Source organism: Pseudomonas putida, from assembly GCF_001941965.1.
GTDB lineage: Bacteria > Pseudomonadota > Gammaproteobacteria > Pseudomonadales > Pseudomonadaceae > Aquipseudomonas > Aquipseudomonas putida_L.
This window is the reverse complement of sequence record NZ_MKZO01000006.1, coordinates 66,389-80,204: the sequence shown is the minus strand read 5'-3', so window position 1 is coordinate 80,204 and position 13,816 is coordinate 66,389. Positions and strand designations below refer to the sequence as shown.

Below are 13,816 nucleotides of genomic sequence, written 5' to 3'. Positions count from 1 at the left end.
ATCTGAACGGAACCTCTCCAGTGTCGTTGAAACTCACCGTAATCGACCAAACCCCTATCCACGATCACTGCACGGCGGCCAGCGCCGCCGGCACCTCGGTGGAACTGGCCACTGAATGCGAGGGCTGGGGCTATCACCGCTACTGGGTCGCCGAGCACCACAACAGCATTCAGTTCGCCGGTACCGCGCCGGAGATCCTGCTGACCCGGATCGCCAGCGCCACCCGGCACATGCGGGTCGGCAGCGGCGGCGTGATGCTGAGCCACTACAGCCCCTACAAGGTGGCCGAGACCTTTGCTTTGATTGGCGGGTTGTTTCCCGGGCGAATCGACCTGGGCATCGGTCGGGCTCCGGGTGGCAGTCATCTGAGTTCCGTTGCCCTGGCGGCGCCGGGTACTGTTGCGCAGCACGACGCTTTTCCCCAGCAGGCCGCAGAACTCTGCGCCTTCCTGCGCGGTGGTTTTCCGGCTGGCCATGGCTATGCAGCGCTGACCTGCAATGTCGACGCCAGCACCCTGCCCTCGCTGTGGATGCTCGGTTCCGGCGGTGGCAGTTCGACCTTGGCCGGGCAGCTCGGCATGGGACTGGCGCTGGCCCGGTTTATCGCACCGAAGGCCTGCACGCCGGCGATCTTCGAGCATCATGCCGAGGTGTATCGGCAGGCTGGCATGACCACGCCGGCGCCGCGTCTGGTGGCGCTGGCGGTGATTTGTGCGGCGTCGGATGAGGAGGCGCGGTTTGTCGCCGGGACTGCTGTCTATCGCAAGATGACGGCCGGGCGGATGCCTCGGGAGCCGTTGCAGAGCCCGGCCGAGGTGCAGCGTCGTTACGAACTGATGAGCGCCCAAGAGCGAGCCGAGTTCGATGACACCCTGGGCGATATGGTGGTGGGCTCGCCCGAGACCTGCCGCCGGGAAATGCAGCGGATCGCGGATGAGTTTGGCTGTGATGAGGTGGGGATCGTGACCGTCACCTATCGGCTGGAGGACAGGTTGCGCAGTTATCGACTGCTTGCACAGGCGTGAATGCGCGGGAGCTGTTGCGGTTGCAGGTGTAGAGTTCGAGGCTCCCGCTTGCTGACGGTGTGAACCGACCCTGTCTTCCAACTCTCGATACCTGGCGCTGCGCAAGGGCCTTGTGCTCCTGGCGCTGTGCAGTCACCCGGGGTGAGGGCGGGGACGGTGGATGTGAGCAGTGGCCGGACCCAGCAGACGTTCTCGGCGCCGGACTGGATCACGGTGCTGACCGGGCGTTGGGCCAGGGAGCATGGGATTCTCGACAATGACAGCGCTGGTCCGATCAAGGTCGAGACGCTGTTCGAGCGTGTCGAGGAGGATGTGCCGGGTAGCCGGAGCTTGCTGGTTACGCAGTGGAAGCGGCTTTATGAGTTGGTGCGAGAGCGGCTGGACGCGCGTTCCGGGCTACATCACGCCACGGTCTTGCGGGCCGATGATGCGGCGATCGAGCAGGAGGTGCTGGGCACGTGGCGGCGCTGTCAGCCGCAGTTGGCGTTCATTCATCTGGATGCGGTGGATCAGGCCGGGCATCGCGGGGCGTTCGATGTGGGGGATGCGGGGTATGCGGCGGCGGTGCGGGAAACCGATGGGCGGCTGCGGCGATTGTGGGAAAGCGCGTTGAATGTGTCCCCTGGGCCTGAGCGATTGGTGATCGTTGTCAGTGATCATGGCGGGATGGGGAATGGGCATGGTCGGTATTCGGAGGCGGAGCGGATGGCGCCGGTGCTGGTGGTGATGCCGGCTGGGCATTCGGCCGTGGGTGTCAGGGATCTGGTGGGGGTTGGGCGGGTTGTGTTGGAGTTTCTTCGGGGCGGATGAAGCACACAGGCATCCTTGCGAAACGGGAACTGTGGGGGACTCCATGTTGGACCCACAGATTGAAGCTGTTGCTGATGACCTCATCGCCGGCAACGCCGGCTCCCACAGGGTGTTGAGCCAGCCGCAGAACGTTGTGCCCAGCGCGGACCTTGTGGGAGCTGGCTTGCCAGCGATGCGCCGCGCAAGCGGCGCTCGATCGCAAGGACGCTGAAGAGCTCTCGGCATGTGCCTGGCGCGCCATAACGCAGCGTCCAGGATCCGGAATGCGGAACATAGGCCGTCGCCCCGGACTCGTTTTACACCGATGCTTGGCAACTCCTCCAACGCCAAGGATCGCCACCATGAAAGAAAACACCTCACCTGCCCCGACCTCTCGCCGAACCACCGCAGCCACCCATTTCGGCGCCTGTAACGGTACTCATCCACCCGTTTTCGCGGTGAATCCCGATGTCGACATCGACGATGTACTGATGCACCTCACGGCAGCAGTCACATCGGCATTCGAATCCAACGCCCAGCTATGCGAAATGCTCGCCCGGCCTCTGGCGGATGTGGCCTGGGCTACCTGGCAATCACTGGAAGTCTGTCAGGCACTGATCGATGCGTTGCGCAAGGAAGACAGGTGCGTGAGAGCTGAGGCATGACGAGGGAAGCTGCCCGTGACGACCCAGTCATCGTCGCATTTCTGAACCTGTCGCAGACCGACATTGGAAAAGGTCAAACCGCCACGTCTGCGTCGCACACAGCGCAAACACTGTCGCCCAGAGCATCACGGCAATCTTTCAACCCGCCTACCCTGCCAACGGAGTAATCCTCGAAGACCAACACCCGAGCCCACGGAAGCACCGTACATGCCTATCGCCTTCAGACCCGCCCAAGCCTCGGACGCGCAGGATATTGCGCGTTTCTTTCAACTGACATCGGAGGGCATGGCCGATTACATATGGAGCAAGCTGGCCGCACCTGGAGAAGCATTGCTGAGTGTCGGTGCCTCGCGCTATGCCAGGGAATACGGCGACTTCTCCTACAAGAACTGCCTGATGGCCACTTCCGAAGGGCGGGTCATCGGCATGATGCACAGCTATGCCTTGCGCGAGAGCCCTGACAGGTCCGTCGAGACAGATCCCGTACTCGCGCCTTATTCCGACATGGAAATACACGACACCTTGTACATATCCAGCCTGGCCCTGGATGAGGCCTGGCGCAGCCAGGGGCTGGGCGTCCAGTTTCTTCGCCACGCCCAGCAGCGCGCTGACGACGCTGGCCTGAAGGGTCTATGCCTGATCGATTACGCAGAGAACCACGGTGCACGCCGCTTCTATGAACGCCATGGTTTCCAGATCGTTAAAACCTGCCAGATCGTTCCGCACCCCATGCTGGGCGTAACCGGTGAAGCCTATTTGATGTATCGCCCAACCTACGACGTACTGGAGCAAAAGCCATGAACCAGAAACTGACCGTGTTCCGCGAACTGGATATCCAACCGGTGCGCGACCTTCCCTTTTTTGAAGAGGTCCTGGAGGGCACCCCTCATACACTGACCTCCAAGTACTATCACGATGAACAGCAAGGTCGCATTTCCGGAGAATGGGAAGCCAGCGTCGGAGCGTGGCGCATCGACTACAAGGTCTGGGAGTTCTGCCATGTCCTGGGTGGACGCTGCGTCATCGAACTCGAGGGTTGCGCCCCCGTCACACTGGCCGCTGGTGACACCTTCATTATCGAACCAGGCGCCAAGGGCAAATGGACCGTGCTGGAAGATATGAAAAAGAACTTCGTGATTCTCTTGCCCGCGAGCTAGGTATAGGGGTCGCGTTTCATCGAGCGCCGCACAGAGTACATTTCTAAAGCACGACGCGGACCCTGTGGGAGCGGGTTCACCCGCGATTACGATAGTGAATTCACCATCGCTATCGCGGGTAAACCCGCTCCCACAGAATCCGCACAAGCTCCCCAATCGAATCCCCCCAAAGCCCCCGCCGCCAAAACGCCGGGGGCTTTTGCATTATCCACGCACCCAACAGCCTTTTCGCGTATGGTACCGGGCTGCATAGCACCCGCGTTCAGATCCAAATGACCGCACGAAACGAAACTTTAGCGTCAAATGCAAGGTCAATTGCATCACTTTGCTACTACGCTGAAATGGCAACGAACGCACCGCGCTGCACAACCCCGGGATAGGTATGACCCTGCAAAAACGCAACAACGTGCACCTCGCCGGCAGCGGCAGCGCGACCTTGATCCTGTCCCATGGCTTCGGCTGCGACCAGTCGATGTGGAAATTCCTCTTGCCGCATTTCGTCACGCGTTTCCGGGTGGTCACCTACGATCTGGTCGGCGCGGGCCAGTCCGCTGTCGAGCTGCACGACCGCGACAAATACGCCTCCCTGTGGGGCTATGCCTCGGACCTCAACGAACTGATCGACGAATACGCCGAAGGCCCGGTGATCCTCGTCGGCCATTCGGTGGGCGCGATGATCGGCGTCCTGGCCGACCGCCAGCGCCCAGGGCGGATCTCCGCCCACGCGATGATCGGCGCCTCGCCCTGCTATATCGACTCTCCGGACTACACCGGCGGCTTCTCCCTGCAAGAGATCCATTCCCTGCTCGATACCCTGGACGACAACTACCTGGGCTGGTCCAGCACCATGGCGCCGATATTGATGGGCGCTCCGGGGCAACCGGCGCTGGGCGAAGAGCTGACCAACAGCTTCCGCCGCACCGATGCGCAGATCGCCCGGCATTTCGCCCGGGTGATCTTCCTCTCCGACCATCGCCAGGATATTGCCGGCCTGCCAACTCCGACGCTGATCGTGCAATGCGGCGACGACCCGGTGGTGCCGGTGGCCGTTGGCGAGTACCTGCACAGCGTGCTGCCCGACAGCCAATTGAACCTGATCGACAATATCGGCCATTACCCGCAGATGAGCGCACCGAGTGCCTGTTCCGCAGCCATGGACAGTTTCCTGACCCAGCGCGGCCTCGGCCATGGATGACACCCTGTCGCTCTGCAGCGAATCCCTGTTCGAAGAGGCACCCTGCGGGCTGGTGGTCATGGCCGAGGACGGCAGTCTGCTGCGCAGCAACCAGACCTTCTGCAACTGGCTGGGATATGACCAGGCGAGCCTTTGTGAGCGTCGCTTCGAACAGTTGCTGACCACCGGCTCCCGCCTGTTCCAGCGCACCCACTGGGTGCCGTTGATGAAGATGCAGGGCTCGGTGGCCGAAGTGAAGCTCGAACTGCTGCACCGCGACGGGCATATCATTGCCATGCTGCTCAACGGCGTGCGCCGGGAAACCGCTGACGGTGTGCACTACGAGCTGGCCCTGTTCGGTACCACCGAGCGTGACCGCTACGAGCGCGCCGTTCTCGCCGCCAGGCAGCGGGCCGAAGAGCTGCTGGAGCAGAAGATCACTGCCGAAACCGCGCTGCAACAGGCCAAGGCCGAACTGGCAGAGGCCTACGAAAGCACCCAGCGCCGGGCCATCTTTGCCGAGCGCATGGTCGCCATCGCCAGCCATGACCTGAAAAACCCGATGACCGCGATCAAGATGGCCACGCAGGTGCTGGAACGGGATGCGCGCTCCGACAAAGAGCACCGCCTGCTAAGCAGCATCGGCCAGTCCGCCGAGCGCGCACAGCGGATGATCGTCGACCTGCTGGACTTCGCCTCGGTACGGATCGGCCAGGGCATCAGCATCCGCCGCCAGCCCGTCGACCTCGCGCAGGCCATCGAACACAGCGTGGCGGAACTGCGGGTGGCCTTCGACAGCGCCGCTATCCGCCATCTGGCCCGCGGCCGTGGCGAGTTCCCGGTGGACCCGGACCGCCTGCAGCAGATGATCGGCAACCTGGTGGCCAACAGCGTGGCCTACGGCGACCCGCATTACCCCATCACCCTGACCACCGACCTGACCGAGCATGGTGCAAGCATCACCGTTCACAACCACGGAGCGGGCATTGCCGACGAGTTATTGCCGACCCTGTTCGAACCCATGGTGCGCGCCAGCGAGCAGCAGGATGCGTTGCGCTCGGTGGGGCTGGGGTTGTTTATCGTGCGGCAGATTGCCGAGGCCCATGGCGGGCGGATTTCGGTGACGTCGAATCCGGTGTATGGGACCAAGTTCACCATTCATTTGCCGGGTGGCGTTCAAGCTGACTGATCGATCCTCAAGCCAATGACTCTGGCGAGCATGGTCACATAGGGACTTCTTCGATCGATTCAACCCGCGCTCGCATCGCAATGGAACGCTGTTCGGTCAGTCCCCTTTTCGGTGCTCTTTGCCCTCGAGTCGCCCCTCGCACACCGGTCCTTGCTGTCACGCAAATGGCCGAGACATTCCACTAGCCTTCAATGATGGCAATGAGACATTATTTGTTGTCCAGCCCGATGGTAGCCGGTGGCTGGATCAAAACCTAAAGGAACGAGGTGGTCCAATGCCATTGGCAACAACGAACAAGCTCACGGATTTCGACATGGCGCTTTCGCTCTCGGAGGCGTCGATCAACGACCAACTGCGGGCGGGCTGGAAGGTGTGGAAGCGTATCAGGACCGGCAGCCCCGACAAAATCAGTGTGGACGGCCTGGATCTGGTACTGGGATACCCGACCATTTCCCTCGATACCCAAGGAGCTCCCAATAACCGTGTGCGCATGAGCCTGAAGATCGAGTCAGCCACACAGGGTGGAAAGGAGGTCGCCAGGTTCCTGCACTGGAAAGTGCATTTCTTCGCGCATCTGGACCGACGCACGCTGAGCACCGCCCAGTTGTACCAGTTCGATTCCACTGCCGCTGACCAAGTGGAAAAGTGGGAACGGGAGGAAGATGTCGGTGCCGGGGGCCTTTCGATCGAGGCCTTGCTGATGACTCTGGCCAAAGGCCAATGCACGCTGGAAGCGCCACCTGAGGTCACCAGCTTCAGTATGCCCGACGAAGCATCGCGCGATAATTTGCTCGACCGCCTGGAGACCTGGCTGGGCAGCGACGTCTCACCCCTGCACGACAAGCTGGTTCTCAACTGCGTGGTGTACCCCGCCGCACCTGAGCGCCCGTCAACCTTCACCCTGTGTGACTACGCCTTCAAGATCACCGACGACCACAGCCAGGGGCCAAGCAACCCGCTCACCCGCACCCTGGACTACCTCGGCGTGTTCACCGGCCCTACCAGTCGCCCTATGCTCGCGGGCGATGAGCTCGATGCCGCACGCGGGAAGTTGGGCCCGTGGTATGAGATCGAAAGCGGCAACGGCGTGAACAGCAGCGTGGCCGGCCTGATGGTGCTGCGCGGCCGCCTGTTCCAGCAGCACATGCACAAGGAGTTGCAAAAGGCCTTCGAGGCAGAAGCCAGGCGCCTGATCGCGATATCCGACGCCTCCCGAACCATCGCACAACGTCTCGACAAGCCGGAGCTGGACCTACTCGACGGCCTGGACGTGAGTCTGTCGGACCGCTCGCTGCGGCTGTCGAACCAGAAAATGTTCAGGTTCAAACACGATGACATCGACTACGCGCTGCTGGAGTGGCTCGATCTGAGCATTATTCCGCAGCCTGGCAATGCCTGGTCCGTGAAGGGTATGGCAAGGATCCACCTGGAACGCAAACGCAAGGTAACCCTGTTCGAGTCCGAGGCTCGCGCGGCGTCGGACATCGAACTGAACGGCTCGCTGACCTTCGATATCGAGAACAAGGGCCTGGAGTATTCGATCAAGCCGGTACTGCGCATTAACGCCAAGGCGCATGCTCCGTTCGCCAGCGGCGAACCCGACGACTTCATCAGGAAATACGTACTGCAGATCTCCAATGACTATGATGTGAGGCGCGCCAGGGAAGTGACCACGCGCTTCAGCGAGCAGATCGCCCTGCGCTTGGAAGAGTCCTTCGGCAAGGTACAGGTGACACTCGACAACATGGCCTTCGTTCCGCCAGGGGAGAAGGTCTTCGCCTTCCGCAATGTGCGCTTCAGCGAACACCACGACCTGATGCTCGACGTGATGTACGTCGACGTCACCATCCCACGCCAGAGCTTTACCCAGGGCAAGGGCACCACCAACAAGCAAGGACGGTAAGCGCGCATGGACAAGACTCCCAAAATCAGCCAGCTCGATGCCCTGGATGAACACGGCGAAGCGAAGGCCAGCTTCACCATCGGGACCGATGTGCTCGAGTACATCGAGCCCGCCCGTACCTTCGGCCGCGACGACCTGGCAGACCCTACGGCTGCTGGCCGTTTCCAGGCCAGGATGATCGCCCTGCCCGATCGCCGCAATGCATCGGTGGAGCCAATGGTACTGACGCTGGGCAAGGGCCAGCGCCTGGCGCTGGTACGCCGCACCGGGGACGCTTCCGCAGGCTGGGAAAGCATCGCGGTCGCAAGCAATGTCATGGCGTTCAGTGCAGCCTGGGCCGAGATCGACGGCCAGGAACGTATCACATTGGCGGTGGCGCTCAAGGACAACACCAGCGGCAAAGCCGTTTCCCGGCTGTTGGTGGCTTACAACCTCGACGCCAGCCAGACCGACTGGAGCGCCCTGCCCTGGACCGACTACGGTACCCGTGGCGACATGACCATCGATGCCATCCGCCTGCACCGCGAACCCGACCGGCGCTGGACCATCGTGCTGTCCGCGATGGAGGGCGGCAAGCAGGACGTCTGGCTGGTGCGCGACGACCGCGCCCCGTCCCTGCAACAGGCGTTGGTGTTCACGGTGCCATCGGAACTGAAGGAAACCCTTGCCTTGGACCTGGGTTCGGTGGGCGACGATGCGACCTTGTTCGCCCTGGGCATACAACGCAGCCACGATACGCTGGCGCTGTTCACTCGACGCATGCCAGGCAGCCGGATGTCCCCTACCGGTGTGCATCCGTTCGTCTGCCCGCCCGATGCACGAGTCCTGTCCCTTGGTGCAGCTAGCACCGACGGCAGTGACCTATACGTTGGCGGCCACGGTGTGCATCTGCTGGGCAAGGACGAGTTCTTCGTTCGAGACCCACAATTCGAAGAAGTGATTGCCCCTGAGCGCGCCAGGAACATTCGTCAACTCAGCGTCTGCGAGAACGCCGAAGGCGCCACCAGTGTCTGGGCCCTGCAGGCGGACGGGCAACTGCTGATGACCTGCCGGGAGAACGCCGCAGAGCAGTGGAACCAGTCGTTGATGATACGCAGCGACATCGCAGAGCTGGCCCCCGTAATGGGTGATGACCACCTGACCGCCGGGGTACTGCTGGTGTACCGCGATGGTCATGCCGGCTACCTGTGGCGTGATGCGCAGGGTATCTGGCAAGAAAGCGAAATCCGCGTTGCCGACCCGCAGGGCTCGGCCACTACCACCTGTTTCGCAAGCAATATCGTCATCTCCGACGAGAACGGTTTTGGCTTGCCGCTCAGTGAGGTCACGTTGCGCGCGTCCGTGTTGTCCACTCTGGTGGTCAATGGCCGGAGCGTGACCACTGGGCCGGACACTCCGATTCGAGTGCAGACCGATGCCCAAGGGAGCCTGCGCATCTTCAATCGGGCGCTGTCGTTCGCTCCGGCGCTTTATCGGATTGACATCGATGCCTGTTGCCAGACCCTGGAAGTGAATCCTGCGGCCACACTGTACAGCCGTTTCGACAATCTCTCGGTCGCAGAACTACAGGCCGCCAGGTCCGACGACAAGCCGCTGCTCGGCGACGAGTACCGCAGCGCTGAAGGCTCGCGCACCCTCGAGGCGCTGGTCTCGGCGCTCAAGCAGGCTTCGCTGCTGCTAGGCGACGCCGCCGGACCTGCCAGGCTGGTGCCGCTGGGTGCCGGTTTCGACTCACAGGTGGGCAGCCACCTGAGCGATCAATACGCCTGGGGCGTTGCCAGCGACGGCAAGGGCAGGCTCAGCAGTACCACTGCGGCGCAGGCACTGGCCATCCAGGGCAGCGACGACGCGGAACTTGGTGGTTTCGGCGAGTCACTGTCGGACCTTCTGGAAGGGCTATGGGCCAGGGCCACCTCGGCAGTGAAATCGGCCTTCAGCTTCGTGATTCGCAAGGTCGGCGATGCGATCGAGTTCGTCTGCGAGATCGCCGGCAAGATCAGGCGCTTCGTGCTCGACACACTGCAATCGATCGGCACCTTCTTCAAGAACCTGTGGGAAAGTGTCAAGATCGCCGCAGAGGAGGTGTGGAAATACCTTAAGTTCCTGTTCAACTGGAAGGACATCGGAAAGGTCCGCCAGTACATGCTGGACAACGTCGACTCTCAGTTCGTGGAAATGCTGGAACTGGCCGAACGCATGAAGGGCAGCGTCGGCAAAGGCTTCGACGGGGTTCAGGAAAGGCTCCGTGCCCATGCCAAGCGGCTGGGCATCAACTGCGCCGGGCAGCCTGTACCGGGCAAGCCGCAGCACAGTCTGGTGCGCGAACATTCCAAGGAAGAACATAACAAGTACGAAGTCACTCGTACCGGTCCGGCCGCGTGGGTCAACGACCTGATCAACGGCATCACCAGTGCATTCGTGGTGTATGAAACGCCCGATCTGGGGGACTCGCACCAAAAGCTCGAGCAAGACATCAACCAGCACCTCGACGAGTTGAAGGCAGCCTTCAAGGATCTTGGCGTCAACACGAAGGACGTCTTCGGCCCCGAGGGCTTCAAGCTCGCCGACCTGGACTTCGAAAAGATCGAGAAGCTGGTGCTCAGCCTGATGTTCAACATCGCCGACGTCGCCGTGCGCGTGCTCAAACAGGTGGTGACCGGATTACTGACGGCGCTGCAGGGGCTGATCAACAGCTTCCGCGTTCTGTTGTTCAGCAAGATTCGCTTCCCGTTCATGGAAAAGACCTTCGCCCTGCTTACCGGTGGCAAGACCATCGATACCTCGTTCCGCATCATCGATGTAGTGATGTGGCCGGCTGCCGTGCTCACCACCATCACGTGCAAGCTGGCATTGGGTGACGAGGCCATCGAGTTGCTGATGGCCTCCGATACACTGAAGCAGGAGAAGGTCACGGCGAGGTTTGCCAGAATCAAGCGCTGGACCGATCTCTTTCGCGACATCGCGCTCAACGCATATGGCGTGGTAACGAGCTTGATGAAGGCGAGCCTGCTGACCAAGGGCGTTTTGCCCAAGGCAGCGATAAACTGGTATCAGAAAATTCTCTGGGCCGGCCAGATGCTGCAAAAGGCTGCCACTCCGTTCTTTCCGACCGGGCGCAAATCCGGACCCTGGGTCGAGATATTCCTGAGCCTGTCCTGGCTTGCCGGAATGACGCAACTGACGCTGGAGTTCTTAAACAGCGAGAGCCGGGGGCTGCTGAACGCCAGCGACAACATCATGGCCCAGGCCGTGGCGGCTGCGCCTGCGGCTGTCTTGATCGCGGCAGGCGGCTTGTTCTGGATGCTCAGCTATTGGGCCGACGACGAGAGCAACCCCTGGAAACTGGCCAACCGCATCGCCTACATGGCCTCCGGTGTCTGCATGCAGGCGTGCATCATCGTCGTGGACCCGGTCACAAAAGCGCTGCTCTACGCCACCGGGCTCGGTATGGTCACCTGGTTCGCAGCAAGCTACGTGACCCAACAGGTGATCGAGTTCAAGAAGATGCCGACGGAGTAGATTGTCGGTCTTGCCGCTCAGCGAAGCGCTTCGGCGTCGCTGAGCGGCAGTCGGCCGTCGAATTGGTTTCATCCGGTAGCTGACGCATCAAGATGGAGCCTGACAGAAATGCTTCGATTTCAGGCCCTTCAGTTAGCCCGATCCAGCCCGCGCCACGAAGTAACGGTTTCCGGACGACGAACAGCCACCACCGGCTTGTGCTGCGGCGCCAGCTTCGCCTGTACTTCGCCCGCCGCTGCCAGCACTTTCTTGGCCCAGCTCTTGTCCTTCGGGCAGATCACCACCACGCGGAAACCATGGTCATCGCCTTCGATCCGCACACCATCGGAGTCATCGACATGCAGGTCGATATCGAACGCCGGCGGGAACTTCGACGGCATCTTCTCGAACGCATGCTCGGTCAGCGCATGGTTGTGCCGGTCGCTGTTGACCACGCCATCGACGCGGATGCCATACAGCATCAGCCAACGACGGATATAGGAAGGGGTACGCCCGGAAGAGGTGTAGATCCAGATGCTGCAACCCTGGCGACGCAGGTCGCGGATCAGGGCGCGGGTGCCGCTGCGCAGGGGCTCGCCGAGCCAGCGGTGGATGAAGTCGGGGAGCTTGCTGTCTTCGGCAGGGCTGTGATGCGGCAGGCAGGCGAGCGTGTCGTCGATGTCGAACGAGATACGGATGCGCGGCCGGTTCATGGCATGCCCGATGGCCTGCCATGCCCTTTTCCCGCTGGCCTGCGTTCGCTCGAGCATTCGGTACCTGGCCATCATTGATTCTCCTGATAAATCGGCATGCGGGGAGCGCTCAGAAAGAATTTCCTGGGATCCGGTGCTTTAGCTTCAAGAAAAGCCGCGTACTTTTTCTTGATCTTGGGCAGTTCATACAGTGCCTTGACGCCATGCTTGGCAGAATTGCGTATCACCGAGGACGGGTTGAAGTAGCCCTCGGCATTGTCCAGCGACAGCACGAAGGGCGGCAACCCTGCGCGCATCAACAGGTAGCTGACGATCAGCGAGCCCGTGCGGTTGTTGCCTTCGATGAACAGCTGCGGCTTGCTGAGGATCCGGACGTAGACCCCGGCCGCCCGCTTCCACACCGAATCGCTGCGGTAGGTGCAATACCAGTTGTAGAGATCCTTGATGCCGCCTTCGACGTTATTGAAGAAGTGCTCCTCGGTCGCCTCGAGGTGCTGGGCAAATTCACTCCGGCGTACAGGATCGCTCCCACACAGCACGGTGGCGTTGATCTCCAGCATCAGGTCCAGTTGCCGCAGGTCGAACAGGTCCACACCACGGGCGACATAGTCGTCAATCAGCGCATAGCCTTCAAGCACATTTTGCAGAACCTCGTCGGTGAACGGATCACGCGGTTCGAGAAAGTGCCGGCTGAGCTCGGCGAAGTGCTGTTGCACCTCGCGCAGGGCCTGTTCTACCGCTGACAGATTGAGACGATGCGTCGCACCCATGGACTATTCCGCTAAAGGCTGGACAGACGATAAAGCGACCCGCCGCCGGCAGACCTTTCGGTCTCCGGCGGCGGGTCGCCTGTGAAGTACGGCGTGACTCAGCTGAACTTGCCGCTGATGTAGTCATCCGTCAGTTGTTCACGCGGGTTCTGGAAGATCTGCGTGGTCGGGCCCATTTCCACCAGGTAGCCGGTACGCGTGCCTTGCGAGATGTCCACCGAGAAGAACGCGGTGGTATCGGCAACACGGATCGCCTGCTGCATGTTGTGGGTCACCAGGGCGATGGTGTAGTCCTTCTTCAGTTCGACCATCAACTCTTCGACGCGACGGGTAGCGATCGGGTCGAGTGCCGAGCACGGCTCGTCGAGCAGCAGGACTTCCGGCTCGGTGGCGATGGCACGGGCGATGCACAGACGCTGCTGCTGGCCACCGGATAGCGACAGGCCGCTGACCTTGAGCTTGTCCTTGACCTCATCCCACAGCGCCGCGCCTTGCAGGGCGTGCTTGACGCGGTCGCCGATATCGCCCTTGTAGCGGTTCAGGCGCAGGCCGAAGGCGACGTTGTCGAAGATGCTCATGGAGAACGGGTTCGGCTGCTGGAACACCATGCCGATGTAGCGGCGCACCACGACCGGGTCGACGCCCTTGCCGTAGACATCCTGGCCGAGAAAGTGCACGTGGCCTTCGAAGCGGAAGCCCTTCACCAGGTCGTTCATGCGGTTCAGGCTGCGCAGCACGGTACTCTTGCCGCAACCGGACGGACCGATGAAACCGGTGATCTTGTTCTTCTCGATCGGCACATGGCTGTCACGCACGGCCATGAAGTTGCCGTAGAAGATCTTGTCCAGCTTGCAGTCCATTACCACTGGAGCCTGGCTGGCCACGGGAGCGGCCTGTTGCGCAGTAGATACGTTCAAGTTCAGATGCTCCCTT

At 61.5% G+C, this 13,816-nt stretch carries 12 protein-coding genes; 9 read left to right on the top strand and 3 right to left on the bottom strand.

The features are described 5' to 3' along the window. The first annotated feature begins 20 nt into the window (after positions 1 to 20). The 9 genes from PSEMO_RS03400 (at position 21) to PSEMO_RS03360 (ending at position 11,421) form a co-directional block, all read left to right on the top strand. Positions 21 to 1,025, top strand: a complete 1,005-nt coding sequence (locus tag PSEMO_RS03400; protein ID WP_075801755.1) for an MsnO8 family LLM class oxidoreductase — start codon at positions 21 to 23, stop codon at positions 1,023 to 1,025. Positions 1,026 to 1,181: 156 nt separating this feature from the next. Continuing rightward, a complete protein-coding gene (locus tag PSEMO_RS03395; protein WP_178391958.1) occupies positions 1,182 to 1,835 on the top strand; it encodes an alkaline phosphatase family protein in 654 nt (217 codons plus the stop codon). A 341-nt stretch (positions 1,836 to 2,176) separates the two neighbouring features. Beyond that, the gene (locus PSEMO_RS03390) at positions 2,177 to 2,479 is read left to right on the top strand and encodes a hypothetical protein (RefSeq protein ID WP_075801753.1); all 303 of its coding nucleotides are present in this window, start codon (positions 2,177 to 2,179) and stop codon (positions 2,477 to 2,479) included. Positions 2,480 to 2,686: 207 nt separating this feature from the next. After that, positions 2,687 to 3,280, top strand: coding sequence for a GNAT family N-acetyltransferase (locus tag PSEMO_RS03385; protein WP_075801752.1), 594 nt, complete (start codon positions 2,687 to 2,689; stop codon positions 3,278 to 3,280). After that, a complete protein-coding gene (locus PSEMO_RS03380) occupies positions 3,277 to 3,636 on the top strand; it encodes a cupin domain-containing protein (RefSeq protein WP_075801751.1) in 360 nt (119 codons plus the stop codon). Before PSEMO_RS03385 ends, PSEMO_RS03380 begins: the two co-directional genes overlap by 4 nt. Positions 3,637 to 4,018: 382 nt before the next feature. After that, positions 4,019 to 4,831, top strand: coding sequence for an alpha/beta fold hydrolase (locus tag PSEMO_RS03375; RefSeq protein ID WP_075801750.1), 813 nt, complete (start codon positions 4,019 to 4,021; stop codon positions 4,829 to 4,831). Beyond that, on the top strand, positions 4,824 to 5,999 hold the full coding sequence (locus PSEMO_RS03370; protein WP_075801749.1) for a PAS domain-containing sensor histidine kinase: 1,176 nt from the start codon (positions 4,824 to 4,826) through the stop codon (positions 5,997 to 5,999). The genes PSEMO_RS03375 and PSEMO_RS03370 overlap by 8 nt, the downstream gene beginning before the upstream one ends. Positions 6,000 to 6,273: 274 nt before the next feature. Then, entirely contained in the window at positions 6,274 to 7,902 is a 1,629-nt protein-coding gene (locus PSEMO_RS03365; protein ID WP_144443529.1) for a hypothetical protein, read from the top strand. Positions 7,903 to 7,908: 6 nt separating this feature from the next. Further along, positions 7,909 to 11,421, top strand: a complete 3,513-nt coding sequence (locus tag PSEMO_RS03360; RefSeq protein ID WP_075801747.1) for a hypothetical protein — start codon at positions 7,909 to 7,911, stop codon at positions 11,419 to 11,421. A 128-nt stretch (positions 11,422 to 11,549) separates the two neighbouring features. Here the strand turns inward: PSEMO_RS03360 and PSEMO_RS03355 are convergent, their stop codons facing one another. The 3 genes from PSEMO_RS03355 to pstB all read right to left on the bottom strand — a co-directional run bounded on the left by PSEMO_RS03355 (position 11,550) and on the right by pstB (position 13,743). Further along, positions 11,550 to 12,170 carry a hypothetical protein gene (locus PSEMO_RS03355; protein ID WP_372239096.1) on the bottom strand — a complete coding sequence of 207 codons (621 nt, stop codon included), beginning with the start codon at positions 12,168 to 12,170 and terminating at the stop codon, positions 11,550 to 11,552. Positions 12,171 to 12,184: 14 nt separating this feature from the next. Next, entirely contained in the window at positions 12,185 to 12,883 is a 699-nt protein-coding gene (locus tag PSEMO_RS03350) for a hypothetical protein (protein WP_075801745.1), read from the bottom strand. Between the two features lie 98 nt (positions 12,884 to 12,981). After that, a complete protein-coding gene (pstB, locus tag PSEMO_RS03345; protein WP_218641232.1) occupies positions 12,982 to 13,743 on the bottom strand; it encodes a phosphate ABC transporter ATP-binding protein PstB in 762 nt (253 codons plus the stop codon). Positions 13,744 to 13,816 lie beyond the last annotated feature (73 nt).